Here is a 26,152-nt window from a genome sequence, read left to right on the forward strand (position 1 = left end):
GCCGTACACAACGCATACGCTTAATTGCCCCCGATATAGCGAAAGATTGTGACTAAAACCAGCCTTGCAGCCGGTTACCGCTTTCCGCCACGGCACTGTCATCCTTTTGTAATACATCGAATAATTGCATTACCTGCGAGAGAAATTCCAATTAGTCGCGTGTAATAACGAATTTATTTCAAGATAGCGGTAACATTCATGGAAAAATTCTACATTATGAGATTTTTTCCCGTCATGACCATGACATCTCGTAACAAAAAAGGCGAAAATGCGGCAATTATACGCCTGAAAATCGCCTGAAAACCGAATCCCTGGCCATAATCCGCGCCCGCCTGCGCAAATTCCGCCGGAACCGTCTCCCGCAGGCCACAATCTGCAAATCCAGGCGCATATTGCAAAATACTGCAAACCCGCTTTACCGCCTCCGGCAGCAAAAGGCCGCCATGTCCGGCGAACACGGCGGCCTTCACATCGGGCAGACTTTAAAGGGTTTAGCCAATCTTCTGGGCCAGGCGTTCCTGACCATCACGGATCAGTTGCGCCGCCGCTTCCGGCTCGACCCAGCCGATGACATTGGTCATCTTGTTCTTTTCCAGATCCTTGTAGTGCGCGAAAAAGTGCGTGATCTGGTCGATCAGGATGGACGGCATCTGGCGATAGCTCTGCACATTGGTATAGTAGGGATGCAGCTTGTCGACCGGGACAGCCAGGATCTTCTCGTCGCGGCCGGCCTCATCTTCCATGATCAGGGCGCCGATCGGGCGCACGCGAATGACCACGCCGGGATAAACCGGCGTCGGGCCGACCACCATCACGTCGCAGGGATCGCCGTCATCGGCCAGGGTGTGCGGGATGAAACCGTAATTGCCCGGATAATACATTGAGGTGTACAGGAAGCGATCGACGAACAGGGCGCCGGAATCCTTGTCCATCTCGTACTTCACCGGCATACCGCCCTGCGGGATTTCGATGACCGCGTGGACGTCCCACGGCGCGTTCGGACCAACGGAGATTTTATCAATATTCATTGCGTGACTTTGATTTGGAGCCAAAAAGGTGCGCTTTCATAAGCGCTGCCCCCTGTTCGCACAAGCGAAGAAAAGTAAATTCACCAATCTTTCTGACGAATCACATGACGAAGTCCGGCAAAGACACTTATAAAGTGTCGTCAAAAGCCACATCTTCGCTTTACAGGCATCCCGATGTCCATTCTGAATACCCTGGTACGCGCCGCGCAGGACAGCCCGCTCGATATAGCCGGCCTTGTCATCTTCATGTTCTGCTGGCTGGGTTATGAGCCCTTCCTGCGGCGGATATCCAAAAGCCGGGGCCTGATCACCAAGGATCTGAGCGTGGTGCGCCGGGCGTGGATGCGCGAAATGACCGTGCGCGAGGTCAAGCTCTACGATTCCAACCTGATGGCGCACGCGGTCAATTCGGCCACCAATTTTTCATCGGCCAACCTGCTGCTGATCGCCGCGGTCGCCGGCGTCCTCTTCGGCGGACACCTGCCGCTGAAGTCGCTGACAACCCTCGGCCTCGATGTCTCCTCCACCCAGCTTTTCCAGATCAAGATGGCCCTGGTGCTCATCTGCCTGTCGCGCGGCCTGCTCGATTTTATATGGGCCCTGCGCCAGATGAATTATTGTGCCGCCGCCATGGGCTCCCTGCCGGAAAACATGGACGTCGATACGGCCGCCAAGTTCACCAACGCCATTACCAATGTGCTCGAACCGGCGATGACCAGCTTCTCGCAAGGTGTGCGGGCCTACTATTTCTCGCTGGCCGCCACCGCCTGGCTGTGGGGACCGATCTATCTTGCCCTCGCCAGCATAGGCGCCGTCGCCCTGCTCGGCTGGCGACAGTCGCGCTCGCAATCGGCGCGGGGCCTGCGGCAACTGCGCGAATTGCTGGAAGAGCATCCCTACCCGACCCCGCCGCGTCCCATCGCCGCAGAGGTCCAGATCAAGGAAAAAAATACCGCACCGCACAATGTGCAGGGCGGCTATTGAGGCATTGCCTCACGCGCAAAACCCGGCCCCATCTCGAATTGTAACGATATGTGATCATATTATGTTACATTTCGACTTGTATTCTTTCGCACCGCAAACTAAATTCAACCTGTTCGGCGCCTTCCTGGCGCTGATGCCCTTCCTGGGCGTTTCCTCCCTGTAAACTTGGCCGCGCCGTAGAGCGCGGCCTTTTTTTTGGCTGCAAACAGAAACCGGCGCCATCACAAACCCGTTACCTACAGGTGTTTGAGCGTATCCGTCAGTGTCTGGAAAACCGTCCGTAGACGGATGGCGCCGGCGTGCGGTTCCAGCCGCCCTTCATCCATATAGATGGCACGGTTGATCTCGATCTGCAGGGCTTCGATTCCCGCAGCGGGCCGGCCGTAGGTTTCGACAATATAGCCGCCAGCGAAGGGTTTGTTGAGCCCGACACGCAGTCCCGCCCCTTCCAGGACGCCACTGACGCGCCGGACCAGACTTTCGGAACAGGTTTCGCCATGGCGGTTCCCCAGCACGATATCCGGCTTTTGTTCGCCATTGCGAAACTGATTGAGGGCGGCGCTTGGCATGGAGTGCCAGTCGATCAGTATGGCGGGACCGGTTCGGCGCGCTTCCGCCAGCAATCCTTTCAGCGCCTCATGATAAGGCCGGTGGATCAGGTCGAGCCGGCGATTGACCTCTTCCATATCGAGCGGCTGGCGATAAATGTCCTCTTCCGCGCTCAGGCGGCGGGCGATCACGCCGAAACCGGCCTTGACGCGCGCGCTCAAGGCAAGCGCCGCCTTGGGCAGTTCGCCGCGTATCAGCCGGGCATCGAGTTCCAGCGCATTGCGATTGACGTCGCAAAAGGCGCGCGCATACCGGCTGGTCAGGCCATAGACGCCGAGTTCCGGCGTGATCCCCACCAGGTCATCGACAAAAGCATCTTCGCTGACGCGCAGGCCCTGCGGGGTCTGCCGGGCCTCGGCGATAAAGCTTTGCGGGTAATAGCGTCCGCTGTGCGGCAGGCTGTAGACCAGCCGGCTGGCCTTGCGCGGCCTGACCACGACCGGTGCATGATCGGGACTGTGTACAAGGTGCCAGGGTGTCGTGAGGAGATCGCTCATATTAGCACTTTAGTAGGACATTCCTGCCACGTCTTCACCCCTAATTTACATTCCACCTGCAAACATGGTGACTTCTGCGCCAAGGCGCATATGATAAGGCGCCTTGGGGTTTTTACATGACCGATCCGATGAAGAAGATTCTCCTTGCCGAAGATGAGGATTCCGTCCGTAGCTTCCTGTCGCGCGCCCTGCAGCGCGCCGGCTATGAGGTGGTAAGTTGCCCTGACGGCGATACCGCTATCCTGGCGCTCGATCAGGGCCCCTATGATCTGCTGCTGACCGATATCGTCATGCCCGGCGCCGATGGTATCGAGGTAGCCAAGCGCGCCGCCCAGTTGCAGCCTGATCTCAAGATCATGTTCATCACCGGCTTCGCCGCCGTGGCGCTCAATGCCCAGAAGGCGTCTCCCAACGCCAAGGTGCTGGAAAAGCCCGTGCATCTGCGCGAAATCGTAACCGAGGTCGAGCGCCTGATCGCGGCTTAAAGCCGGTTTTTCACTTTTCCCCGAAAAAAGGGATTTCGGCGCTTGCTAAGCGGCAAGGGCTTGGCTATACACCCGGCTCCGGTTCACCGGCCTTGCGAAGATGGGCGCTTAGCTCAGCGGGAGAGCACTACCTTGACATGGTAGGGGTCACAGGTTCAATCCCTGTAGCGCCCACCATCTTCGCAGTTAAATACAGGGCCTTCGGGTAATCCGTGGCCCTTATTTTTTGCCGCTGTCTAGTGGCGAACGACCGGCATCTTCCCCTTACGTACCGAAGCGTCACAAACTTGCACTTTCAACCCATAAGTGCTTATTGTTGGCAAGCAGTTAGCCGCGCAGGTAGTCTGCTTCGGCCGGCATGCATTAGACTGGGGGCACCATGAATCAAGTTCTGGACAAAATCCGCAAAACTGTCCGGCTGAGCGCAAGGCTTCATCCTATTAAGGAAAAATTTCGAGCTATTCGTGACAAAAAATTGATCGAGCAGGCCCATGACACGGTCAAAAATGCCTATACTGATCCGCGAATTACTTATCCCAGTTACAAATCTTTTGATGACTATATTGATGTCGATCATCTCAAGAGCCTGGAAACAGGTCTCCGTGAGCGCCTGGCGCCTCGGTCGGACGACACCGCCTTCTGGACGGGCCCCTACACTTTGAAACTGCTGGATGATCGTCTGCCTGGTTCCAGGATGATCGAGCTGGCAGTAAACACCAGCCCTGCCGCCAACTATTTTGACCTCGATAAGGCCGAAGTCTGGGCGCCTTCAGAACACGCTGAACACTTCCCTGAGGTTATGGAATTTGTCCGCACCCTGCCCTTCAAAAGTATCGGCCGCATTTTAATCATGTACGATTTCAACGGTCGGGCGGTCACACCGCACAGGGACCACGACAAAACCGAATTATCGCATGAATTTATCTGGTTCCGCCCCACCCTGACAAAGCCATTTTTCGTCATGAATCACAGTACCGGAGAGCGGCAGTATGTTAAATCATACAGCGCTTGGTTCGATACCGTAAATCAGTTCCATGGCGCGGATGCCACTGACGGGTTTTCGATTAGCCTCCGTGTCGATGGTAAATTCAACGATGAATTGCGCTCCAGAATTCCCGTACCGGATCAGAACGCGGCCTCAACAGCCGCGCTGTGGGCCAGTGTAGGCGACAGGTTGCCGACTTAGATACCCTTCCTAAACAGACGACAATAACGGAATTGAGTAAGGCTTACTGCGCCGAGGCGTAGGTATCGGCCAGGGCCGATGCCTGGCGCATATCGGCCTCGTTCAGCAGGTGGCTGCCGTCCATGGTCTTCATCAGGCTCTCACCGTCCGGATCGCCGTCACCCGCCGCCAGAAGCGCCCAGGCATAGGCTTTCACCCTGTCCTGAGGCACGCTTTCGCCGGCATAATAAAGCCCCGCCATACGACTCTGCGCCAGGGGAAAGCCCTGTTTCGCCGAGGCTTCCACCAGCCCCAGCCCCTTGGCCGTATCCTTAGCAACGCCGTGTCCGGCCAGGTACATGTTGCCGAGATTGTAACGCGCCGGCGCATTGCCCTGGTCGGCGGCCTTTTGATACCAGTCACGCGCCGAGGCGAGATCCTGGAGCACGCCCTGCCCCGCCTCGAACATGGTGGCGACATTGAACTGGGCGATATCGTAACCCTGCTTCGCCGCCTTCAGATACCAGTCGAAGGCGGTCTTCAGGTCAGCTTCGACGCCCAGGCCATTATCATAAGCGACGCCCAGATTATACTGCGCCCCGACATAGCCCTGCTCGGCCGCGATACGCGTCCAGTGGAGGGCTTCCTTGTAATCGACCGGTGTGACATCATAGCCCTTGGCGTACATCAGGCCCAGTTCGGTCTGCGCTTCCGGATTGCCGGCATTGGCCGCCTTTTTGTACCAGTCGAACGCCTTGGCATAGTCCTGCCCTATGCCATTGCCGGTGAAATAATCGTCGGCCAGTTGCACCTGGGCGCTCACATCACCGGCCTGCGCCTGAATTTGCAGCGTGGCGATATCGGCTGTTTCGGCCTTTATATTCTGATCGGCAACGGCTTGCGGCGGCAGGACGCCGGAGGTCTGCGCCAGCACCGGCGTAGAGAAGACCAGCAGGGCCGCAAGGCCGATAAGAGGGTAAGGTTTCATGACGTATCTCGCCGTTCGTTATGGCCAGTATATGGCGCCTCAAACCAAATTCTGCCAGTATGGAGCGAGCAACATTATCGCATCGCAACATCATTGCCACGCACCTGCGGCATCACGGCCACAGCTTGACGCGCTTTCTGTGCGATTCTGGCCGGATATAGTCGTAAATCGCCAGCCCCGCATCAGGATCGCTGAAGGTCCGCCAGCTTGTTTCGGCCACGGCGATCCCGGCGTCATGACGGCCATCATGCCAGTGCTCCTCCAGTGAGGCACGCCAGAATTCATAGTCCTTTGACTGGATCTCGCGGCGGTTGGCCCGGTTGATGATATGGACCAGGCTGACCCGGCCGCTGTAGAGATCAGTCGGCTCATCGCTGCCGCACAGGCTTTCCAGTACGTCTGCCGGCACATATTTCGCCAGTTCGCGCACCGCCTGGCGCAGGCGGTACTTTTCCAGGAAGGCGTCGGTGTTCAGGCGCGTGCGGCTGGAATAGGTGATGTCCTTCATCCGCTCCTGCACCTCGTCCATGGTGGCCGGCTCAGGCCCCTCGGCGCTGAACAGGTCGATCTGGAAGATCAGCGTGTCCTTCGCCACCCCGGCATCGAGCACATAGGACAGCGGCGTGTTAGAGACCAGCCCGCCGTCCCAGTAGGCTTCGCCATCGATATGGACGGCCGGAAACCCTGGCGGCAAGGCGGCGCTGGCCATGACATGTTCCGGGCCGATGCGGCGGTCGCGGCTGTCGAAATAGGCGAAATTGCCGGTCTTGATATGGACCGCCCCAAGACTCAGGCGCATGGGCCCTGAATTGATGCGGTCGAAATCGACATGACGCTCCAGGCTTTCGCGCAAGGGCGCCGTATCGTAGAAGCTGGTCGCTTCCGGCGTGCCCGGTGTGTTGAACCAGGGCGGCAGAAACCATGGCCGGTAGAAATTCTGCACACCGGCTATCAGGCCCAGAAATCCACTCATCTGCCGGAAGGTGAAGTCGCTGATATCGTGCGCGCGGGCCAGGCTTTCGCCCGGCATGACGGTGGCGATATCCTTCCAGAACTGGCGCAGGTGGGAAATGCGGTTTTCCGGTGCATTGCCGGCGATGATGGCGGCATTGACGGCGCCGATAGAAATGCCGGCCAGCCAATCGGGCTCGACGCCGTTTTCATGCAGAACCTCATAAGCCCCGGCCTGGTAGGCGCCGAGCGCGCCGCCGCCCTGAAGGACCAGAACGGTCTGGTCATAGGCGGCGGTCAGGCGCTCGGCTTGCGATCCCGTCGCGGTCTGCTCGAAAGACATGATGGCCCCGCTTTCATCTGAAACCGAGTCTTATATTGCGTCGCAACACGTCTATTTCAAGGCATCAGTTCAGGCCATAGACCACACAGGCTTTCGCCTCCAGTCTTTGCAGCGGCGGCGTCTGGATAAACGGGTTTTGCAGGGCCTTGGCTTCGAGATATTCGGCGGAACCCGGCACATATCCTCCCATATCGGCCATGGCAGCAGGGGCTACCATAGGCGGTGGTGGTGGTGCAGACCTTTCGTAGGCAACGGCCTGCGCTTGCGTATTATCCCAGGCACTATCCGGTGCCCGCGCCAGAATATCCGTCTCACACGCCCGGCCGGTTGGGTCGATCACCTTGATGCCGCCAAGCTTGCCACCCGCCGCCGTCGCCGATTGCATGGCGCGCGTATGGGCATCTTTCACCGCTTCAGTATAGAGCCAGGTATTGGTCTCGTTATCCGGCTGGAGATTGAAATTGATCGGTGTGGAGGAAGTGGGCGCCGCTGCCAGAACCAGGGCGTAGGCCCGTTCCAGCAGGGCCGTATCGCGCACTTCGACCGCCAGATTCAGCGACACCTGATATTTCTCGATCTTATCGCCGCGCTGATCTTCGATGCGGTTGCCGTTCTTGTCGCGGTACTGCTCATAAAGGGCGCGCATGGAGAAGCTGGTGCTGATCCGCACCTTGTCCTTGCCGAGCTTGTCGAGCGCCTGATTGAGGCCCTTCGTCTGGGCAATGGCCAGGTTCTGCGCCTTTTCGGCGGTATCGGCCACGGTCAGGAAGGTGGCGGAAAAATTGGCGCGATTGGCCGGGATTTCGGTGAAAACGTAACCGGTCTGGGTGATGACGCTTTCCTTCATCCACCACGGCGCCCGGTCATAGGGTAAGGCTTGCGGCACCGCCGTCTGGGCCGTTGCGATACCTGAGATGAAAAGACCAGCCATCGTGGTCATCAGTATCATTTTACGCATATTACCCTCCCAAATATGTCAATCCCGACACTAAGCCGTCGCCTTGCGGCAAAACTGAGACCGCCGACTGTTTAGAGATTTTTTATGTCTGGCGCGAAATAAGTCCATCGAAATTTACCGATCGAGGTGTCTAGCCTGCCGCATGTCCTATCCCTTCAGCCACGGTGTGTTTGACGGCATCAACCCGACGCTTTTCTATGCCGGGATGATACTTGTGCTTGTGGTCACCCTGGTTTTGGCGATCCGCGACCTGTGGCCGGAGCCCCTCCAGTTTTCCCGCAAACCCACGCCCTACCTTCTGGCATGGCGCAAGGCGCACAAAGGCAATGCCAAAGCGTGTATCGATTGCGCCGACATGCTCGAAAAAGGCACGGGCGGCGCCTGGCATGATCCCGGCCGGGCGCGTCATTTCATACAGCGGGCGCTCGATATTTACCGCCGCGAAGCACACAAAGGCAGCGGCTACGCCTGGCTCAAGATGGCGGAAATCCATAACCGTCATCATAAGGGGGCCGGTTTCGCCGACAAGGCCGACCGCGCCTATCACACAGCGTGGAAGCTGCATATGCGGCAGGCGGCAGAAGGCAATATCGACGCCCTGTTCTATGCCGGCTACCAGTATCGCTACGGCATGGGCATCACGGCCGACCTCGACCGGGCGGCAGACTATTTTGAAGCCGCCGCACAAGGCGGTCATGCCGGCGCCATGAAACACCTGGGCGATCTCTATCTGTTGGGTTTCAAGGGCAAGCCGGAACCAGTCAGGGCCGCTCAGCTTTATCGCCAGGCGGCCCTGAAAGGCGACACCGAGGCGCTGGAGCGCGTCGGTGATAGCTATTTCGGCAGTTCCGGCGAGGCCCACAGCCGCGAGCACGCCTATTTCTGGTACGCCCAGGCCGTGCGCCGTGGCCGCGAAACCGCCCGCGACAAGCTGCGCCGCGTCTCGGAAAACTGGTCACCCAAACACCTGCGCGAAGTGCAGGAGCGGCTGCAAACCTGGTCGCTGGCTTAGGGCTTCCACCTCAGATCAAGCGTATGCGGATAGTCTGGATTAATGACCAGTGGCGGGATCTTCACCTTGCCAGCGGTATGGGTCGGAGCCTCGAAGCGCGACAGACGGCGGCCTTCGGCCTCGTTTTCGTTGAGCGGCAAGGTATCGTAATTGCGCCCACCGGGGTGCATGACGTGGTATTTGCAGCCGCCGAGCGACCGTTGCAGCCGGGTATCGAGCACATCGAATTTCAGCGGCGTATTGATCGGCAGGTTAGGATGCAGGGACGACCACGGATTCCACGCCTTATAGCGAATGCCGGCCACCTGGATATTGCCATCTCGCGTCGCCGAAAGCGGCAGACGCAGGCCGTTGCAGGTCACGACATGCTGCGAGGACACCGCGCCCTTCAGCCGGATTTCCATGCGCTCGACCGATGAGTCCACCCCGCGCGACGTGCCGCCGCCGCTCTGTTCCTCGCCCATGACCGGCCAAGGCTCCAGCGCGTTTTTCAGTTCCAGCGTAATGTCGCCGATCTGCACAGTGCCGACTGTCGGGAAACGGAAATCGAAGAACGGAATGAACCAGTCCGGCGAGAAATTGAAACCGCTGCCGCGCAAATAGCCCAGCACTTCCATCATGTCTTCGTGGACATAGTGGCCGAGCATGAAGCGGTCGTGCAGTTGCGTGCCCCAGCGCACCAGTGGCGCGGTATAAGGCTTTTGCCAGAAGGCGGCGACCAAAGCCCGGATCAGCAGGGCCTGTATCAGGTTCATCTGCGGATGCGGGCTCATCTCGAAGCCGCGCATTTCCAGCAGCCCCAGCCGCCCGCGGTCACTGTCCGGCGAATAAAGCTTGTCTATGCAGAATTCGGCGCGGTGGGTGTTGCCCGTCAGGTCGACCAGCAGGTTGCGCAACAGACGATCGACCAGCCAGGGCGAGACCTCCCCGCCGGCCGGGATGGACTTGAGCGCGATTTCCAGTTCATAGAGACTTTCGTGGCGCGCCTCGTCGATGCGCGGCGCCTGTGAGGTCGGCCCGATATAGAGGCCGGAAAACAGATAGCTTAAGCTCGGATGGTTCTGCCAGAAGCGGATCATAGAAGCCAGCACGTCCGGCCGGCGCAGGAAAGGCGAGTCTTCCGGCCTCATTGCCCCCATGACGATATGATTGCCGCCGCCGGTGCCGACACGCTTGCCATCGATCATGAACTTGTCGGCGACCAGACGGGCCTGGGTGGCTTCTTCATAGACGGTGGTAATGATGTCCTTCAGTTCCGGCCAGGACTTCGCCGGCTGGATATTGACCTCGATCACCCCCGGATCGGGCGTGACCGACATGCTTTCCACACGGTGATCACGCGGCGGCGAATAGCCTTCGATCACCACCGGGGTTTTCAGCACTGATGCCACGGCTTCGATAGCGTGAATCAGGTCGAGATAGTGCTCGATATAGGTCAGCGGCGGCAGGAACAGGAACAGCTTGCCCTGACGCACCTCGGCGCAGATGGCCGAGCGGATCAGGCCGTTTGGATCAATTTCTCCTCCCTTGCGAACCTCTTGGCGAAGCGGGGGAGGTGCCGAGCCTGTCGAGGCGGAGGGGGCCTTTTGGCGTGGCAAGCCCCCTCCACCACTTCGTGGTCCCCCTCCCCCGCTTTGCAGGGGAGGAGAAGAGAGAGTTTCCCCGTAAGAATCGACCGCCTTCCTGGTATCCGCCAGCGGTTCCATCTCGGCAAAGGGCGAGCGCGGCGGGAAGAGATGCTCATCCACCAGCGCCTGATCGACAAACGGCAGCGCACCCAACGGCAGGCGCAGGCCAACCGGTGAATCACCCGGTATCAGCATCATCTTCTCGGCACGAAATTTCCAGCGATTGCTGATCCAGCTATCCGTCTTGGCCGAAAAAGCCAGAGGCAGGACATAGCCGGTGGGCTTGCCGACATTCTCATCCAGTTTGGCCTGCAGGCGCTTGCGTTCGGCGGCCTCAAACACATCCGCCTTGAGCATTTCCCCCTCCAGCGGGATGCGCTGCTCCTTCCAGAGCAGGTAGGGAATATCCTCGTAAGCGGGCAGGACGTAATCATCACCCACGCCCAGCACAGCCGCCAGCTTGCCGAGAAATTCGCCCGCCAATTCCGGTTTGGCATTACCCTTGGTCTCAGGATCAGCCAATAGCGCCGGATCGAGCCAGATCGGCTGGCCGTCATGACGCCAGTACATATTCATCGCCCAGCGCGGCAGGATTTCCCCCGGATACCACTTGCCCTGCGCGTGTTGGGCCAAAGCGCCATTGGCAAAGCGCCCGGCTAGCCGCTGGAACAGGTCATAGCCCAGCTTCTTCTTGGTGTCGGAAAGCGCCGAAAAATGCCACTCGTCACCGAGGCGGTCATCGAGCGACACGAAGGTCGGCTCGCCGCCCATGGTCAGGCGCACATCCTGCGCTTCCAGCTTCGCATCGACCTTGCCGCCCAGCGCATCGATATCCGCCCATTCGGCCTCCGAATAGGGCCGGGTGACGCGGCGGCTTTCATAGATGCGCGTCACGCTCATCTCGTGGGCGAAGGTCGATTCCGCCTTTTCGTGAGCGCCGGTGATCGGCGCCGCCGAAGTCGGATTCGGCGCGCAGCACAGCGGAATATGCCCCTCACCGGTGAACATGCCGGAGGTAGCGTCGAGCCCAATCCAGCCGGCGCCCGGCAGATAGACCTCATACCAGGCATGCAGGTCGGTAACATCTTCCGAGACACCGGAAGGTCCGTCCAGTGACTCGACATCGGCCTTGAGCTGGATCGAGTAGCCGGAGACGAAACGCGTCGCCAGCCCCTTGTGGCGCAGCACCTGGCAGGCCAGCCAGGCCATGTCGCGGCAGGAGCCCTGCAACAGATTGAGCGTCTGGGCCGGGGTCTGCACACCGGCTTCCATGCGCAGGGTGTAATTCAGGTCGGCATTGAGCTTCTGGTTGAAAGCGACCAGGAAATCGACCGTGCCTATTGGTTCATCCGAAATCGACGCAACATAGTCCATCAGAACCGGATCGCGGTCCTTGATCTCCAGATAGGGCGCCAGTTCGTCCTTCAGGGCCTCATCGTATTTGAAGGGGAACTTCGTCGCCGAATCTTCGAGGAAAAAATCGAACGGATTGAAGACCTTGATCTCCAGCACCAGATCGACCGTCACCTTGAATGACGAGGTCTTTTCCGGAAAGACGATGCGCGCCAGCCAGTTGCCGAAGGGGTCCTGCTGCCAGTTGATGAAGTGGTTGGCCGGCTCGACCTTCAGCGCATAGGACTGCACATGCGCCCATGTGTGCGGCGCGGGACGAAGACGAATAACCTGGGGACCGAGACTGATCGGACGATCGTAGCGATAATCCGAAACATGATGCAGCGCAGCCAGAATACTCATCGAACAAGGTCTCCAATCAGACTCCGAAGACGAACAGTCTTCGGCAAGGGCGACCGCCCGCCGCGCCCGATGGCGCGAGCCCGGCGGCGACTGAGCCAAAAGCGTTACGGAATCGCAAAAAAAGTGTCATCTACAAGTCTTTAGGGACTAGACAGCCGCAAATTAAAAAAGTCTAGTTGCAATGCAACAATGCGTGAAAAAGACGCTTTTTCACTGGGGCAGCATGGGAAGCAATTTCTTTGAGCGCGATTTCGAGTGACATCCTGGCTTTCAGTTTCGACGGTTTGAGTTCGCCGGCGATCGACCTCAAGTTCCGCAAGGCGGGCGTGAAGGGCGAGCACACACTGGGCTGGGGCCTGACCTGGTATCCGGGCGATACCAAGGCCGCCATCGTGGCGAAAGACCCTTCCGCGCGCGATACCAAGTCCCTGCATGGCGCCATGCACGACTGGGACAGCTTCCGCTCCACCGTCTTCTTCTGCAAGGTACGCGGCGCCGCTTCCGGCTATACCCATCTCGAAACCCAGCCGTTCTCGCGCAGCTTTGCCGGCCAGGACTGGGTGTTCATGCATAATGGCGATCTCGACAAGACTGCCATGCAGAAGCTGCATTTCAACAAGTCGATCTTCCTGGAGCCCATGGGCCGCACGGATTCGGAGTTGGCCTTCTGCTTTCTGCTCGGCAAGGTGCAGGACTATGGCGCGCGGACGCTTGCCGATATCGACCATCAGGTGCTTCTGAGCTGGTTCCTGCAACTGGACGACATGGGCAGCGCCGACATGGTGATCTCCGACGGCACCAGCGTGGCCGCTTTCTACGGCTCCCAGTCGGAAAGCCATCTGTACTACGGCCGCCTGACCCCGCCGCACGGCGAGCGCGGCTATCATTCGGACTCAGCCTCCTTCGCGCTCAATAATCCGCGCGATACCTTCCGCACCGGTCTGGTCTTTTGCTCCTCCCCCTTCCGTGAAGGCGACTGGAAGCCGATGCAGAAGGGGCAACTGATCATTGCCCGCCGCGGCGCCCTGGTGTGGACCAACAAGAAGGACGGCAAGACCGCCCCGGCGCAGCAGCCGGTGCATGAGCAGGAAGGCCACCTGCAAGGGTCACGCAGCATACAGCCCAACCTGTTCGCCGATCAGCAGGCCCAGGCCCAGCAGCTCTCCATCCTGCAATCCCTGCAACAGATGAAGTCGGTGCAGCACAATATCCTCAACGCGCGCTCCCTGACCCACGCGCCGGACGGCTCGCCCCTCACCTACCGGCTGTACGACGTCATCCACTCGACCGAATATACCTACGAGCAGGAGGTCGAGCACTCGACGCACAGCTTCCGCCTGATGCCGATGGAGGATGCGCTGCAGGAGGTGGTCAATTCCACCCTCAGTATCTCCGCCGAGGGCGAGGATATGCGTTTCGAGGATGTCTTCGGCAACCAGACCATTCATTACAGCATCATCAAGCCCTACAAAAAGCTGACCATTTCCTGCCGCTCGCTGGTCAAGATCTATGGCCGGTCCGCTGACGATCTGTCACCGGAAAAGCGCCAGCATTTCATCCCGCTCTCCCTGATGCCGTGGCAACAGGTGATGATGGAGCCATATCTGCGCTCGCCCGAACTGCCGGAAACCCAGATTTCCGAACTGCTGGTCTATGCGATGAGCTTCGCTGAGCGTAACGGCCGCCATCTGATGGACACGCTGAACGACATCAACCAGACCATCTACCGCGATTTCCGTTATGTGCCGGGCTCAACCTCGCTGAAGACGACACCGTTCGATGTCTATGCCTCGCGCGAAGGCGTCTGCCAGGATTTCGCAAACCTGTTCATCTGCCTGGCGCGCCTGCTCGGCATCCCCGCGCGCTATCGCGTCGGCTACGTCTTCACTGGCGCCGACTACGAAAACAAGATGCAGTCCGACGCCAGCCACGCCTGGGTGGAAATCTATATCCCCTATCTCGGCTGGCGCGGCTTCGATCCCACTAACGGCATTCTGGTGACACAGGATCATATCCGCGTTGCCTGCGGCCGAAACTACCTGGATGCGACCCCCACGGCGGGCACCATCTACCGCGGCGGCGGCAAAGAAACCCTGCGGGTCCAGGTCACGATGAATGAGGTTTTTGGATAAGTAAACGCCCTGCCTCATGCCCGCGTATCTGGTCCTGAGGCGATATATTACCGGATCAGACTGTGGCGCTAGAGACCTACAAGACCGACGGCTTTTACGACGAACTGTTCGCATCGGATGGCATGGCCCACCTCAGCGCCCATCCGCTGGTCGAACAACTGGACACCCTCTCGCGCGCCGAACTGAAGCGCCGGCAGAAACTGGCCGAGGACATCCTTTACCAGTCTGGCAATACCTTCAATGTCTATGGCGACAAGAAGGGCACCGAGAAGATCCTGCCCTTCGACATCATTCCGCGCATGGTCTCCGGCGCCGACTGGGCGAAGCTCGAACGGGGCATAGCCCAGCGCATCACGGCATTGAATCTCTTCATCCAGGACATCTATAACGATCAGAAAATCCTCAAGGACAAGGTCATTCCGTCCGAGCTGATCTTCTCCTCGGCCTGTTATCTCAAGCCCTGCGAGGGTTTGAAGCCGCCCAAGGGCGTGTGGACGCATATTTCCGGCACCGATTTCGTGCGTGACGGCGACGGCGAGTTCTATGTGCTGGAAGACAATCTGCGCTGCCCCTCCGGTATTTCCTATGTGCTGGAAAATCGCGCCGTGTTGAAACGGATCATGCCGGCGGCTTTCCATACCCTGAAAATCCGCCCGGTGTCGGATTACGGTGATCATCTGTACAAGACGCTGAAGCACATCGCGCCGGATGGTCGTGACGATCCCAATATCATTGTCCTGACCCCCGGCATCTATAACTCCGCCTATTTCGAGCACGCCTATCTGGCCCAGCAGATGGGCGTACCGCTGGCGCAAGGGTCGGATCTCGTGGTCGAGGACGACAAGGTCTATATGCGGACGACCGCCGGCCTGAAGCGCGTCGACGTCATCTACCGCCGCATCGATGACGAGTTCATTGACCCGCAGATTTTCCGCAAGGAGTCGCTGCTCGGTGTGCCCGGCATCATGAACGCCTATCGTAAGGGCAATGTGGCGCTGGCCAATGCGCCCGGCACCGGCATTGCCGACGACAAGGCGATCTATGCCTATGTGCCGAAGATCATCAAATACTATCTCGGCGAGGATGCCATCGCCAACAATGTGCCGACCTATATCTGCGAGGACGATAAGGAGCGCGAATATGTGCTGGCCAATCTCGACAAGCTGGTGGTCAAGGCGGTCAATCTCTCCGGCGGCTACGGAATGCTGATCGGCCCCAAATCCACCAAGGCCGAGCAGAAGGAATTTGCCGCCCTGATCAAGGCCAGGCCGCGCGACTATATCGCCCAGCCAACGCTTTCGCTTTCGCGCGCACCCACCCTGATCGGCAACAGCATCGAAGGCCGTCACGTCGATTTTCGCCCCTATTCGCTTTATGGCGAGGAGATATTCACCCTGCCCGGCGGCCTGACCCGCGTGGCCCTCAAGAAGGGCTCTCTGGTGGTCAATTCCAGCCAAGGCGGCGGCTCGAAGGATACCTGGGTGCTGGAAGACGAAGGGGAGGCGAACTGATATGCTGAGCCGTGTCGCCAACTCCATCTACTGGATGGCCCGTTACCTCGAACGCGCCGATTGCGTGGCGCGCTTCATCGACGTCAACACACACCTGATGCTCGATCTCGCCCTCGATCAGAACGCGGCGCAGTGGTATCCGCTGATCGCCACTTCCGGGGACGACGAAGATTTCAACCAGCGCTACACCCAGGCCGACGAGCGGGCCGTGGTCAGGTTCATGACGTTCGACCAGAAGAACCCCAACTCCATCCTGCAATCCATCTTCCGCGCCCGCGAAAACGCACGCACGGTGCGCGAGGTCATTCCGGTTGAGATGTGGGAAAAGATCAACGAAATCTATCACCTGACCCAGAGCCAGAGCCGTAAGCGCTCAGTGGCCGACCTTCAGGACTATTACCGCGAAATCCGCCAGTCTGGGCACCTGTTCACCGGCCTGATGCACAACACCATGAGCCGCGACATGGGCTGGCAGTTCGCCCATATGGGCCAGATGCTGGAACGCGCCGACAAAACCGCCCGCCTGCTGGATGTCAAATACTTCCTGCTGCTACCGCATAACGATGTCTGGAAGGACAGCGCCTATGACGCCGTCCAGTGGGGCGCTGTGCTCAAATCGGTCAATGCGCTGGAAATGTACCGTCAGCAGTTTCACACCATCAATTATAGGGACGTGACCCAGTTCCTGCTGTTCTCGAAAGCCTTCCCGCGCTCGGTGCAGTTCTGCCTGGAAGACGCCGAAGCGGCGCTGAAAACCCTGACGAACGGGAACGGTGACAGCAAGGCGGCCCGTGAAATGGCAACCCTTTGCCGGACGATCCGCACCTCCGACACCAGCCATATCATTTCGACCGGCCTGCATGAGTTCATCGATATCTTCCAGGCCAATCTCAACCTGGTCGATGAAGCGATCTATGAAAGCTATTTCGAAAATTAGCGTGTTTGCCTCAGGCGATCCGGACGTATGTGAAAAGTTCGCGGCCATGAATTTGACGGGCGAAAAGAACGGCCGGGCCAGTCCCCAAGCGTCCGGCGGCCCCTTCGTTCCCTGACGAAACCTGATGTCTGGCCCTCAAGATTGATCTTACAATTTTAAACGATAAGCCTTATAGAATAAAAGTGAATCAGAACGCCTGCTGGTTGAGCGAATAACCGCAGGGCGCCTAAATCAAGCGTCAGACAAGGCGCGATAAAAGAACAAGCCCGTGGCGGAATATCAACACGGGAAAGACAATATACTTACCCCGGAGGGGTTGCTTATGGGTGCGGATCAAAGGGGCGGGGATGAACAGGTGGGCACGGTCCGACTGGAGCCCAGGGGACACGCGCTCGGCGATTCACTTTCCGGCACCAATTTAGAGCGCGCAGGCGACCACAATCAGCGCGTCACCCTTCAGGCCATACGCGCCGCCGGGGGCCCGATTACCCGCGCCGATATCACCGAACTGACCGGCCTCACCGCCCCGGCCATTGCCAATATCACCAAGCGCCTGCTCAATGAGGGCATGATCCTGAAGGCCGGTCGCCAGTTGGGCGGCCGTGGCCAGCCAGCCACCAAACTGGTGGTCAATCCGGATGGCGCCTTCTCCATAGGCCTTAATATCGACCGCGACCATATCGCCATCGTGGCGCTCGATTTCGTCGGCAATGTACGCGCCCGCGTCTGCCGTGAGGTCCACTTCGCCATGCCCGATGAGGTCGTCGCCTTCTTCAAGGCCGAGGTCGATAAGATCGTGGCAGACAAGGCCATCGACATGGACCGCCTGATCGGCATTGGTATCGGCATCCCTGACGATCTCGGTCGGGTGCCCGTAGCCAATCGCCCCGACGCCTACCACATCTGGTCGGAAATCGACGTCGCCGCCCTGTTCGCCGAGGTTCTGCCCGTGCCGGTTTATGTCGAAAACGACGCCGCCGCCGCGTCGATCGGTGAAATGCAGTTCGGCCATGGCCTGAGGCATCGCAGCTTTATCTACACCATTATCAGCGCCGGCCTGGGCGGCGGACTGGTGATAGACGGGCACTATTATCGCGGCGCCGACGGCCGTTCGGGCGAGATCGGTTTTCTGCCGGTGACCGATGAAAACGGTCAACCGCAAACCCTGGAAGACATGGTCTCGCTCTATTCGCTTTACGATTACCTGCGCAAGGCCGGCATCAATGCCTCCACGCCCGAAGACCTGGAATCCTTGGGCGATTCCGCCAAGGCCCGCGTGGACGCCTGGCTCGATCGCGCCGCCGACAAGCTGTTCGAGCCCTTCCTGGTCATGAGTTGCGCCATCAATCCGGAAGCCCATTTTATCGGCGGCCGCCTGCCCGCGGCCTATATCGAACAGCTCTGCATCCGCCTGAACCGGAAATTCGCCGCCTATCAGGGCCGTATCAAGACGCTTCCGCCCGTCATGCGCGCCGATCTGGCCGTCGATGCAGCCGCGCGCGGCGCCGGTATCCTGCCCTTCAATGACCGCTTCCTGCCGATCCGCGAAGCCCTGATGAAGACCGGCTGATAATGGGAAGATTACTGATGTCAATACTCCTGACTTTTGTGGGGATGACCTGCATCTTCATAGCCATTCTGGCATGGCTATATGCTCATTAGCTACCAGCGCAGAAGTTTCCCACCCAGCAATGCCGCAATTCCGGTAAGGATTGCCACGGCCATGCCGTAGACCAGCAGCAGATAGACCGGGGCATCCCCCTGGCAATGCAGGGCATAGGTCGCCGCCATCAGCGAGGCCGTGGCCAGACCGCTCAGGGCGCCGAGGCTCAACGGATGCGAGGTCGCCGACCGCCTGAGCCACAGGCGCCACAGCACGATCAGGCCGGCCATACCGCCGCACAGGATGGTCATATAACAGATCAGTACGCCGTCGCTGAGATTGACCATGGTGCCTGCCCAGCCATCATGCTGAAATTCGACCAACAGGGCGCCGAACACAATCGCGCCGATGATCAGTACCGGCATCAGATAGCGCAGTTTCGGCCGCCCTTCCGGACGGACCAGGCCGGACGCTCCCAGAAGGGCGCTGATCCCAAGCGCCAGGAACATCAGCGGCTTCACGACCGGCATATGGCTGCGCGGCCATTCGCCGCCCATCAGCGCCGTCAGTTCCGGGCGCGGTCCATAGAAAAACCAGATGTAAAGCACGGCCACGATCAGGCCGGCCAGCGCCCCAAGCCACAACGGCCAGCTGCGCAACGGTTTCACGGGCTTCAGGCCATCGGTCAGACTGTCAATTATATCACTCATTGACGCCTCCCTTGATGCCGACAAGCGATTGCAGCTTTTTCAGTCCGCGATGGACGGTGACCTTGACCGCCGAAGCGCTCTTTCCCGTCTGCCCCGCCACCTCCTCGACGCTCAGGCCATCCAGCTTGTGCAGCTTGATGATCCGCGCCTGGTCCTTCGGCAACTGCGCCAGCAGTACCGCCACATCACGTGCCGCCAGGTCGGGCTGCATCCCGTCCTCCAGGCCCAGTTCCTCGTTCAGTTCGACATGGATATGGCGACCGCTCTTGCGGACAAAATCGATCAGCTTGTGGCGCGCCACCGCCGCGATCCACGGCAGGAAGGGCGAGCCGGAATCATAGGTGTTGCGTTTCTCATGCAAGCTTAAAAGCGTCATCTGTACTAAATCTTCACCATCGCTGCCCATCAGGCGCCGCCGGAAATAGGCCACCAGCCAGGGTCTCAGGGCTTCCAGCAGGGAACGGTATGCCGCGGCATCACCGGCCTGCGCGCTGCGCATAAGGGCCTGCCATTCACTGATATTATACGGGGCCATGCGCGCTAAGGTTACATCTCAAAGGACTTGACATCCGTATGGACGAAGTCGTCACCCTTGAACAGTAGCGGCGTATTACGCTCGATGGCAAGGGCATAGGCGAAGCAATCGCCGAAATTCAGCCCTGCCTTGTGGCCGGTGCCCTTGCCGTAGCGCCGAAAAACCTCGAAAGCGATATCGGATTGCGTGGCGGTGACGGGTTCGATTGTGATACCCATTTCCACCAACAGAGCATCCAATTCGCCGGGCAATGCCGGATGACGCCCGTACAGAACCATGCGGGCCTCCAAAAGACTCGCCGCACTCATCACAAGCTGACTGCAATTGAGCATGACCGCTTTAAAAACCGCACCTTCCGGTTCTTTAGTCAGTATAGCCACGAGCGCCGACGTGTCGATTGCCAATCCCGTCACGAGGGCAGGCCGTTTTCGTCGTATCCGATAATTTCTTCGGGCGTGCGATTGTCAAGCACCTGATAGCTGGCGGCACGGTCGATGATCTCGTTGATGCGAGCGAGCCGGGCCGCCTTGTCCTCTTCGGGCGCCACGCGACGCAGGCGTTCTTCAAGCGCCACGATCACTGCCGTGGTCAGGCTTTCGCCGGTCTTTTGCTGAATTTGCCGAGCCAGGTCGTGCGCCCGGTCGTTCTTGATGTTCAAGGGCATGACGGCCTCCTTTCCTCCATTATACACAAAATGGAGGAATTTGAAACTAACCGTCGAACAGGTCCGGCGCAATGGGGGGGGAAGCCGGCGGCGTCAGCCCCAGGTGGAGATAGGCCCGCGCACAGGCCGTGCGTCCGCGCTGGGTCCGCTGGATAAAGCCCTGCTGAAGCAGATAAGGCTCGATCATGTCCTCCACGGCGTCGCGTGCCTCGGCGATGGCGGCTGATAACGTCTCCAGCCCCACAGGCCCGCCGCCATAATTTTCAATCAGCGCCTTGAGGTAGCGGCGATCGGAATGATCCAGCCCCACCGGATCGACCTCCAGCCGTGCCAAGGCTTTCGATGCCGCCTTTTTATCGATGATCTCCGCCCCTTCGGCATGGGCGAAATCGCGCACGCGCCGCAGCAGACGCCCGGCCACACGCGGCGTGCCGCGCGACCGCGAGGCGATCTCCAGGGCGCCATCCTCGGAGAGGGGCGTCCCCATCTTACGACCGGCTCCCATGACCACACGCACCAGTTCCTCAGGTGTATAAAATTCCAGCCGCAGCGGAATGCCGAAACGGTCACGCAATGGCGTGGACAGCAGCCCGGCCCGTGTCGTGGCGCCGACCAGGGTAAAGGGCGCCAGATCGATGCGCACGGTGCGCGCCGCCGGCCCGTCACCGATGATCAGGTCGAGCACATAATCTTCCATCGCCGGATAGAGGATTTCCTCGACCGCCGGGTTGAGCCGGTGGATTTCGTCAATGAACAGGACATCATTCGGCTCAAGATTAGAGAGAATTGCCGCCAGGTCGCCCGCCTTGGCCAGCACCGGCCCGGAGGTTGCGCGAAAGCCGACCCCCAATTCGCGCGCCACGATCTGCGCCAAGGTCGTCTTGCCCAGGCCCGGCGGCCCGTAGAACAGCACATGGTCCAGCGCCTCCTTGCGCTGGGCGGCGGCGGCCACGAAGACCTTCAGATTGGCCTTGAGCGGCGCCTGCCCGACGAAATCGTCAAAGGTCTGCGGGCGCAGGGCGCGATCCTGCGCCCGCTCCTCGTAATCATTGTCGGATTCGCCGGATACAATACGCGCCATCTTACTTACCCAAAGCCTTCAAGGCCGCCCGTATCACGGCCGGCAATTCAGCATCAGCCCCCAATTGCGCCACCGCCGTTTCCACCGCCAGCCGGGCATTTTGCTCAGCCACGCCCAGCCCCATCAGTCCGGCCACCGCCTCGCCATTGACCGTAGTTTTGACGACCACGCCCGCCGGTGCATGGATCACCGGGCCGAACTCGGCATTGGTCAGCACCTTCCCCTTCAGCTCGATCACGATGCGCTGCGCCAGCTTTGGCCCCACGCCGGAGGCGCGCGCCACCGCCGTCTTGTCCTCGTGCGCCACGGCCTGGGCCAGTTGCTGCGGCGTCAGTACGTCGAGCACGGCCAGGGCCGCCTTGGGCCCCACGCCCTGCACGCTTTGCAAGGCTTCAAAAGCCTTGCGCTCATCCTTGTTGAGGAAGCCATAGAGCCGTGTGCCGTCCTCGCGCGTCTGGCTGTCGATATGCACGATCACCTCCGCGCCGATCTCCGGCAGGGCGGCGATCGTCCGTACGCCGCAGCGCACGATATAGCCGACGCCGGCGCATTCGATCAACGCCTCCTCCTCGGTGGTTTCCAGCAGCAGACCGCGCAGACGACCGATCACGCGAGCATCCTTTTCAGAGTGTTCATCTTGCGCTTGTGTGCATGGGTAATGGCGCAGGCCAGGGCATCGGCGGCGTCGGCCTTCATGGCGGCATCCGCCTTGGGGAGAAGGCGCTTGATCATGAACAAGACCTGGTCCTTGTCGGCCTTGCCGGCCCCCACCACCGATTTCTTGATATCCAGCGCGGCATATTCCGCCACCGGCAACCCTGCCCTGGCCGGTGCCAGCATGGCGGCGGCGCGGGCGTGACCGAGCTTGAGCGTCGATGACGGGTTCATATTGACAAAGGTCTCCTCGATGGCCGCTTCGTCAGGCGTCCATTCGGCAATCACCGCCCCCAGGCTCTCGAAAAGGTACAGCAGACGCACTGCCAGATCGAGATCGGTCGGCGGCTCAATGACGCCATGCGCCACCCACGAGAGTCGTGCGCCCTCGACATCGATCAGCCCCCACCCCAGACGTCTCAGTCCCGGATCAAGGCCCAATATGCGCACAACGTTCTTCATATGTTCGCTTGTATCTGCAACGACTGACTCGCGCAAGCCTCTCAGCCCCGATTGGCCGGAAAGTTGCAAGACTGCCGCGAAAAGCCGCTTAATTCGCCTTTTGGCACAGGTTTTGGAAGTTACCGTTGCCATAAAGCCAAAGCTGGGGTTAATGTTTTATGAAGATGAGCGTTGCGGGGGCCGTATGAGCAGTTCGAATCCGACAATGGGTGCCGTAAGCGGGACACGCCGGAGCAATCCGGCGGGCTTTTTCGTGCTGATCGCCCTGGCTGTCGCCCTGGCGGCTTTCGCGCTCTACAAGGGCCAGGCGCCCGTGCGCACCCCCTTCCCGGAAGACTGGATCATCTGGGCCCGCGGCACCGCCACCTGGGCCGGCGCCCTGGCCGTTGGCGTGGTGGTGCTGCTGATCGGCGTCATCGGCCTGATCATCAACCTGCTTAGCAGCGCCCGACCGGCCCGTAAGGCGCACCATAAGCCCGTGCCTGCCGAAATCGAACTGGCCGCCGCGCCCGCCGTCGATCTCCAGACCGCGACGCGCGCCAATGAAAGCCGGAATAGTGAGAGCCGGGGCAATCTGCGCTTCAATGCGCAGAATGTCGCCACCCTTGGTCTTTCCGGCGATCATTTGGAAACCGTTGCCGCTGCGCCGTCTCTTGAGGTCCAGTCGCTCGAACCGGCCATTTTCAGCGATCATGGCGCCTTTTCCGATAACGCCTCCGACAGCTTCATGACGCGCATGCCGGAAGCACCAGTCGAAGCTGCCATCGAAGCCCCTACCCAAGCCCCACTCCAGGCCCCTGGCGAAGTCCCTGCCTTCGATGCCACAGCCGCCCTTTCCGAGACGCACGGCCTGCACATCCACACACCCACGGCCGAAATCGTGCCGATCCGCCCGGATATAGTCCTGCCGGCGGAGGCCGAACATGATCCGCTGGCCGCCGCCCTGCTGGCCGAAACGCCGGATGTAGTTACCCATGCTCCGCAAGGCGATATCAACGCCGTGATCAGTTCGGCCATGCGGTTCGCACCACAAAGCGAGCCGCAGCCGGAAGCGATGGTTCACCCTGTCGAGGCCGTGGCCGAAACCATTGCCACGCCCGCTGCCGAGATCGTCCCTGATGTCGTGCCCGCGCCCCCAGTAGAATTACCCCCAGAATCACCACCGGCAGCACATGATGACGAGGCCGAAATCCGCCAGGCGGCCCGTACTGCTTTGTCTGTCTGGCCGGATTCCACCCGCGCCATTGCCGCTGACGAACTGAGCGCGCGGATATCGCACCTCTATTACGATAAGTCCCCGGCCAGCCAGAAAGCCTTCCAGCTCATCGCCTCCGGCGATCTGTCCGCCGCCGCCGCCGCCCTCGCCGCTCAGGCGGACGCCCTGGCCGAGGCCGGCAATCACGCCGCCGCCGCCGAATTGTGGCGCGTCTCCGGCGCCCTGCATATGGGCCGTGACGACAGCAAGGCCATGGCCGCTTACGAGCATGTCTCGGAACTCGATCCGAATGACGCCAATATTCATCTCTACCTCGCGCGCCGCTACCAGATGGCCGGCGATATCGTCCGCCAGCCCGCCGTCATCGCCCGCGCGCTTGGCGTGATCAGCGATCCGGCCATCCGCGCCGAACTGCTCGCGCCCTATGCCGATCTCAAGCTAAAGGCCGGCGATGCCAAGGCCGCCGGCGATGCCTTCGAGGAACTGAGCCGCCTGCACGAGACCGAAGCCTATCTGCGGCCGGATGATGTCGGCGTCCGTTCAACCCTGGCCATTACGGTGGCCCGCCTGGCCCAGGCGCGCGAGATGCAGGGCGCCTTTGAAGAAGCCGGCCCGCTGTACCGCAAGGCGCACAAGGTTTTTGCCGACCTCTCGGCCCTGAAACCGGAGCATCCCGGCCTGCGCGCCATGGCGGACAATGCCCTGCGCGACGCCCAGCGCTTCAATATTGCCTGATCGGCCTATTGACCTTTTACGCGGCTAACCGGAAACAGGACGATCTGTCTTCCGGAGTTTGCCGTGTTCAAGATCTCTCCCGCCTTCGCCACCATTGGCCTGCTGGTCTGCTCAAATCTCTTCATGACCCTGGCCTGGTATGGCCATCTCAAGTTCAAGATGGAAAAGCTATGGGTGGTCATTCTGGTGAGCTGGGGGATCGCCTTTTTCGAATACTGCTTCCAAGTGCCGGCCAACCGCATCGGCTACGGCACCTTTTCCGCGGCACAGCTCAAGACCATCCAGGAAGTCATCACCCTGTCAGTCTTCGTCATCTTCTCGGCCGTCTATCTCGGTGAGCCGTTGAAATGGCAGACGGCAGTGGGCTTCACCCTGATCGCCTGTGGCGCGGGTTTTGTTTTCTATAAGCCGTAATCCTTTCTCGTCATAGCCTTTTAAAATCGCCGCCCCGTCGGCGTTTTTTTGTGCGCCAGAGAACCTTACTACTATTTAATGATATATACCTTGCATCAACAGGTAGCTTGTCATATTCAATGATCAAGCCGCCGCCTCCCCGGTTGCGACACCCAGCGCCTCAAAGGAAACAGAGATGCCTGAAACCATTGATATCCAATTGAAAAAAGGTGTGCTTGGCCTGTGCGTGCTGGCAGTGCTGGCGCGTAACGAGAGCTACGCCTATGAGATTGCCAGCCATCTCTCCGATGCCATCGGCATGGGAGAGGGCACGATCTACCCGCTTATGCGGCGGATGCAGACCGACGGCCTGGTCGCTACCTATATGGTGGAATCGCCGGCCGGTCCTTCGCGCAAATATTACAAGCTCACCGATGCCGGCCGCGCCGCGCTCGAAGCCCAGCGCGACGAATGGCGCGGCTTCGCCAGCGCTGTCGATGCCCTGCTTGAGCCGCTCCCCGCCACCCCTGCTCCTTTAGAAGAGGCTTAAAGCCATGACCCGTATCGAATTTCTGGACCGGCTGTGCAAGGGTCTGAAGGGCCTGCCGCCTGCCACCCTCAAGGAAATCATGGCCGACTACGAGGCCCACTTCAAGGACGCCGCCGAGGCCGGCCGCGCCGAATCCGAAGTGGCCGAGGCCCTGGGCGACCCGGATCGCCTCGCCCGCGAACTGCGCGCTGAAGCCGGCGTCAAGAGCTGGGATGAAGCCAAGACGCCCTCCAATGCGAGTTCCGCCATCATCGGCATACTGGGCCTGGGCGCCATCGACATCCTGATCCTGCTGCCGCTGGCCGGCGGCGTGATCGGCACCCTGATCGGCATTTTCGCCGCGGCCATTGGCGCCTTTATTGGCGGCGGCGTGCTATTCGCCGCCGGTCCCTTCATGGGACTGCCCGGCGGGATCGCAGCGGCGCTTCTGGGCGGCTTCGGCGTCATGGCCCTGGCGGCCACGATCGGCGCCATCACCCTGGCCCTGACCATCTGGCTCGTTAACGGCCTCGTCTGGTATGCGCGCCTGCACTACCGCGTACTCAAGCCCGCCCTCGAAGCTTAAG

Annotated in this window: 26 protein-coding genes and 1 tRNA gene; 13 read left to right on the top strand and 14 right to left on the bottom strand. The window is 60.0% G+C overall.

Annotated features, from left to right (window positions below; all coding sequences use genetic code 11):
- Positions 1-209: 209 nt before the first annotated feature.
- Both BLO49_RS06020 and ppa read right to left on the bottom strand, forming a co-directional pair.
- Positions 210-458 (bottom strand): hypothetical protein, encoded by a 249-nt coding sequence (locus BLO49_RS06020; RefSeq protein WP_139159623.1) that lies wholly within the window; start codon positions 456-458, stop codon positions 210-212.
- A 33-nt stretch (positions 459-491) separates the two neighbouring features.
- The gene (ppa, locus tag BLO49_RS06025; RefSeq protein WP_090645493.1) at positions 492-1,028 is read right to left on the bottom strand and encodes an inorganic diphosphatase; all 537 of its coding nucleotides are present in this window, start codon (positions 1,026-1,028) and stop codon (positions 492-494) included.
- A gap of 174 nt (positions 1,029-1,202) precedes the next feature.
- Here ppa and BLO49_RS06030 point away from each other — a divergent pair, with 174 nt between their 5' ends.
- Positions 1,203-2,012 carry a DUF599 domain-containing protein gene (locus BLO49_RS06030; RefSeq protein WP_090645496.1) on the top strand — a complete coding sequence of 270 codons (810 nt, stop codon included), beginning with the start codon at positions 1,203-1,205 and terminating at the stop codon, positions 2,010-2,012.
- A 236-nt stretch (positions 2,013-2,248) separates the two neighbouring features.
- Here the strand turns inward: BLO49_RS06030 and BLO49_RS06035 are convergent, their stop codons facing one another.
- On the bottom strand, positions 2,249-3,118 hold the full coding sequence (locus BLO49_RS06035) for an N-formylglutamate amidohydrolase (protein WP_090645500.1): 870 nt from the start codon (positions 3,116-3,118) through the stop codon (positions 2,249-2,251).
- A 128-nt stretch (positions 3,119-3,246) separates the two neighbouring features.
- On the opposite strand from BLO49_RS06035, the gene BLO49_RS06040 reads away from it, so the two are divergent.
- The 3 genes from BLO49_RS06040 to BLO49_RS06050 all read left to right on the top strand — a co-directional run bounded on the left by BLO49_RS06040 (position 3,247) and on the right by BLO49_RS06050 (position 4,789).
- Positions 3,247-3,603, top strand: a complete 357-nt coding sequence (locus BLO49_RS06040) for a response regulator (protein ID WP_090646188.1) — start codon at positions 3,247-3,249, stop codon at positions 3,601-3,603.
- A 102-nt stretch (positions 3,604-3,705) separates the two neighbouring features.
- Positions 3,706-3,780 (top strand) — tRNA-Val (locus BLO49_RS06045).
- Between the two features lie 202 nt (positions 3,781-3,982).
- The gene (locus BLO49_RS06050) at positions 3,983-4,789 is read left to right on the top strand and encodes a hypothetical protein (protein ID WP_139159624.1); all 807 of its coding nucleotides are present in this window, start codon (positions 3,983-3,985) and stop codon (positions 4,787-4,789) included.
- A gap of 43 nt (positions 4,790-4,832) precedes the next feature.
- Here BLO49_RS06050 and BLO49_RS06055 read toward each other — a convergent pair whose 3' ends face one another.
- The 3 genes from BLO49_RS06055 to BLO49_RS06065 form a co-directional block, all read right to left on the bottom strand.
- Positions 4,833-5,756, bottom strand: coding sequence for a tetratricopeptide repeat protein (locus tag BLO49_RS06055; RefSeq protein WP_090645506.1), 924 nt, complete (start codon positions 5,754-5,756; stop codon positions 4,833-4,835).
- 112 nt (positions 5,757-5,868) lie between these two features.
- Complete coding sequence (locus BLO49_RS06060) at positions 5,869-7,050, bottom strand: patatin-like phospholipase family protein (RefSeq protein WP_090645509.1); 1,182 nt, start codon at positions 7,048-7,050, stop codon at positions 5,869-5,871.
- 64 nt (positions 7,051-7,114) lie between these two features.
- A complete protein-coding gene (locus BLO49_RS06065) occupies positions 7,115-8,008 on the bottom strand; it encodes an SIMPL domain-containing protein (RefSeq protein ID WP_090645511.1) in 894 nt (297 codons plus the stop codon).
- A 142-nt stretch (positions 8,009-8,150) separates the two neighbouring features.
- Between BLO49_RS06065 and BLO49_RS06070 the strand changes: the two genes are divergently transcribed.
- The gene (locus BLO49_RS06070) at positions 8,151-9,020 is read left to right on the top strand and encodes a tetratricopeptide repeat protein (protein WP_090645514.1); all 870 of its coding nucleotides are present in this window, start codon (positions 8,151-8,153) and stop codon (positions 9,018-9,020) included.
- On the opposite strand, the gene BLO49_RS06075 is transcribed toward BLO49_RS06070, so the two are convergent.
- A complete protein-coding gene (locus BLO49_RS06075) occupies positions 9,017-12,403 on the bottom strand; it encodes a transglutaminase family protein (RefSeq protein WP_090645517.1) in 3,387 nt (1,128 codons plus the stop codon). The genes BLO49_RS06070 and BLO49_RS06075 overlap by 4 nt on opposite strands.
- A gap of 239 nt (positions 12,404-12,642) precedes the next feature.
- Here BLO49_RS06075 and BLO49_RS06080 point away from each other — a divergent pair, with 239 nt between their 5' ends.
- The 4 genes from BLO49_RS06080 (at position 12,643) to BLO49_RS06095 (ending at position 18,553) form a co-directional block, all read left to right on the top strand.
- Positions 12,643-14,535, top strand: coding sequence for a class II glutamine amidotransferase (locus BLO49_RS06080; protein WP_090645519.1), 1,893 nt, complete (start codon positions 12,643-12,645; stop codon positions 14,533-14,535).
- A gap of 62 nt (positions 14,536-14,597) precedes the next feature.
- Complete coding sequence (locus tag BLO49_RS06085; RefSeq protein ID WP_090645523.1) at positions 14,598-16,046, top strand: circularly permuted type 2 ATP-grasp protein; 1,449 nt, start codon at positions 14,598-14,600, stop codon at positions 16,044-16,046.
- 1 nt (position 16,047) lies between these two features.
- Positions 16,048-16,983: an alpha-E domain-containing protein gene (locus BLO49_RS06090; RefSeq protein ID WP_090645529.1), complete on the top strand. Its 936-nt coding sequence runs from the start codon at positions 16,048-16,050 to the stop codon at positions 16,981-16,983.
- Positions 16,984-17,305: 322 nt separating this feature from the next.
- Positions 17,306-18,553, top strand: a complete 1,248-nt coding sequence (locus tag BLO49_RS06095; protein ID WP_090645532.1) for an ROK family transcriptional regulator — start codon at positions 17,306-17,308, stop codon at positions 18,551-18,553.
- Positions 18,554-18,645: 92 nt separating this feature from the next.
- On the opposite strand, the gene BLO49_RS06100 is transcribed toward BLO49_RS06095, so the two are convergent.
- From BLO49_RS06100 to ruvC, 7 genes are read right to left on the bottom strand one after another with little or no spacing between them, the layout of a single operon-like run.
- Positions 18,646-19,296, bottom strand: coding sequence for an NrsF family protein (locus BLO49_RS06100; protein ID WP_090645534.1), 651 nt, complete (start codon positions 19,294-19,296; stop codon positions 18,646-18,648).
- Positions 19,289-19,831, bottom strand: coding sequence for a sigma-70 family RNA polymerase sigma factor (locus BLO49_RS06105; RefSeq protein ID WP_245678875.1), 543 nt, complete (start codon positions 19,829-19,831; stop codon positions 19,289-19,291). Before BLO49_RS06105 ends, BLO49_RS06100 begins: the two co-directional genes overlap by 8 nt.
- A gap of 11 nt (positions 19,832-19,842) precedes the next feature.
- Entirely contained in the window at positions 19,843-20,244 is a 402-nt protein-coding gene (locus BLO49_RS06110) for a type II toxin-antitoxin system VapC family toxin (protein WP_220083698.1), read from the bottom strand.
- A complete protein-coding gene (locus BLO49_RS06115) occupies positions 20,241-20,495 on the bottom strand; it encodes a type II toxin-antitoxin system VapB family antitoxin (protein WP_090645539.1) in 255 nt (84 codons plus the stop codon). The genes BLO49_RS06110 and BLO49_RS06115 overlap by 4 nt, the downstream gene beginning before the upstream one ends.
- A gap of 46 nt (positions 20,496-20,541) precedes the next feature.
- A complete protein-coding gene (gene ruvB / locus BLO49_RS06120; RefSeq protein ID WP_090645542.1) occupies positions 20,542-21,576 on the bottom strand; it encodes a Holliday junction branch migration DNA helicase RuvB in 1,035 nt (344 codons plus the stop codon).
- 1 nt (position 21,577) lies between these two features.
- Positions 21,578-22,186 carry a Holliday junction branch migration protein RuvA gene (gene ruvA / locus BLO49_RS06125; RefSeq protein ID WP_090645544.1) on the bottom strand — a complete coding sequence of 203 codons (609 nt, stop codon included), beginning with the start codon at positions 22,184-22,186 and terminating at the stop codon, positions 21,578-21,580.
- Positions 22,183-22,692 (bottom strand): crossover junction endodeoxyribonuclease RuvC, encoded by a 510-nt coding sequence (gene ruvC, locus BLO49_RS06130; RefSeq protein ID WP_090645547.1) that lies wholly within the window; start codon positions 22,690-22,692, stop codon positions 22,183-22,185. The genes ruvA and ruvC overlap by 4 nt, the downstream gene beginning before the upstream one ends.
- Before the next feature lie 184 nt (positions 22,693-22,876).
- Between ruvC and BLO49_RS06135 the strand changes: the two genes are divergently transcribed.
- From BLO49_RS06135 to BLO49_RS06150, 4 genes are all read left to right on the top strand, one after another.
- Positions 22,877-24,643, top strand: coding sequence for a tetratricopeptide repeat protein (locus BLO49_RS06135; protein WP_090645549.1), 1,767 nt, complete (start codon positions 22,877-22,879; stop codon positions 24,641-24,643).
- A 63-nt stretch (positions 24,644-24,706) separates the two neighbouring features.
- Positions 24,707-25,057: a DMT family protein gene (locus BLO49_RS06140; RefSeq protein WP_281187208.1), complete on the top strand. Its 351-nt coding sequence runs from the start codon at positions 24,707-24,709 to the stop codon at positions 25,055-25,057.
- Between the two features lie 175 nt (positions 25,058-25,232).
- Positions 25,233-25,586: a PadR family transcriptional regulator gene (locus BLO49_RS06145; RefSeq protein WP_090645552.1), complete on the top strand. Its 354-nt coding sequence runs from the start codon at positions 25,233-25,235 to the stop codon at positions 25,584-25,586.
- Between the two features lie 4 nt (positions 25,587-25,590).
- On the top strand, positions 25,591-26,151 hold the full coding sequence (locus BLO49_RS06150) for a DUF1700 domain-containing protein (RefSeq protein ID WP_090645556.1): 561 nt from the start codon (positions 25,591-25,593) through the stop codon (positions 26,149-26,151).
- Position 26,152 lies beyond the last annotated feature (1 nt).

It is taken from the genome of Asticcacaulis taihuensis (genome assembly GCF_900100255.1).
Taxonomy (GTDB): Bacteria; Pseudomonadota; Alphaproteobacteria; order Caulobacterales; family Caulobacteraceae; genus Asticcacaulis; species Asticcacaulis taihuensis.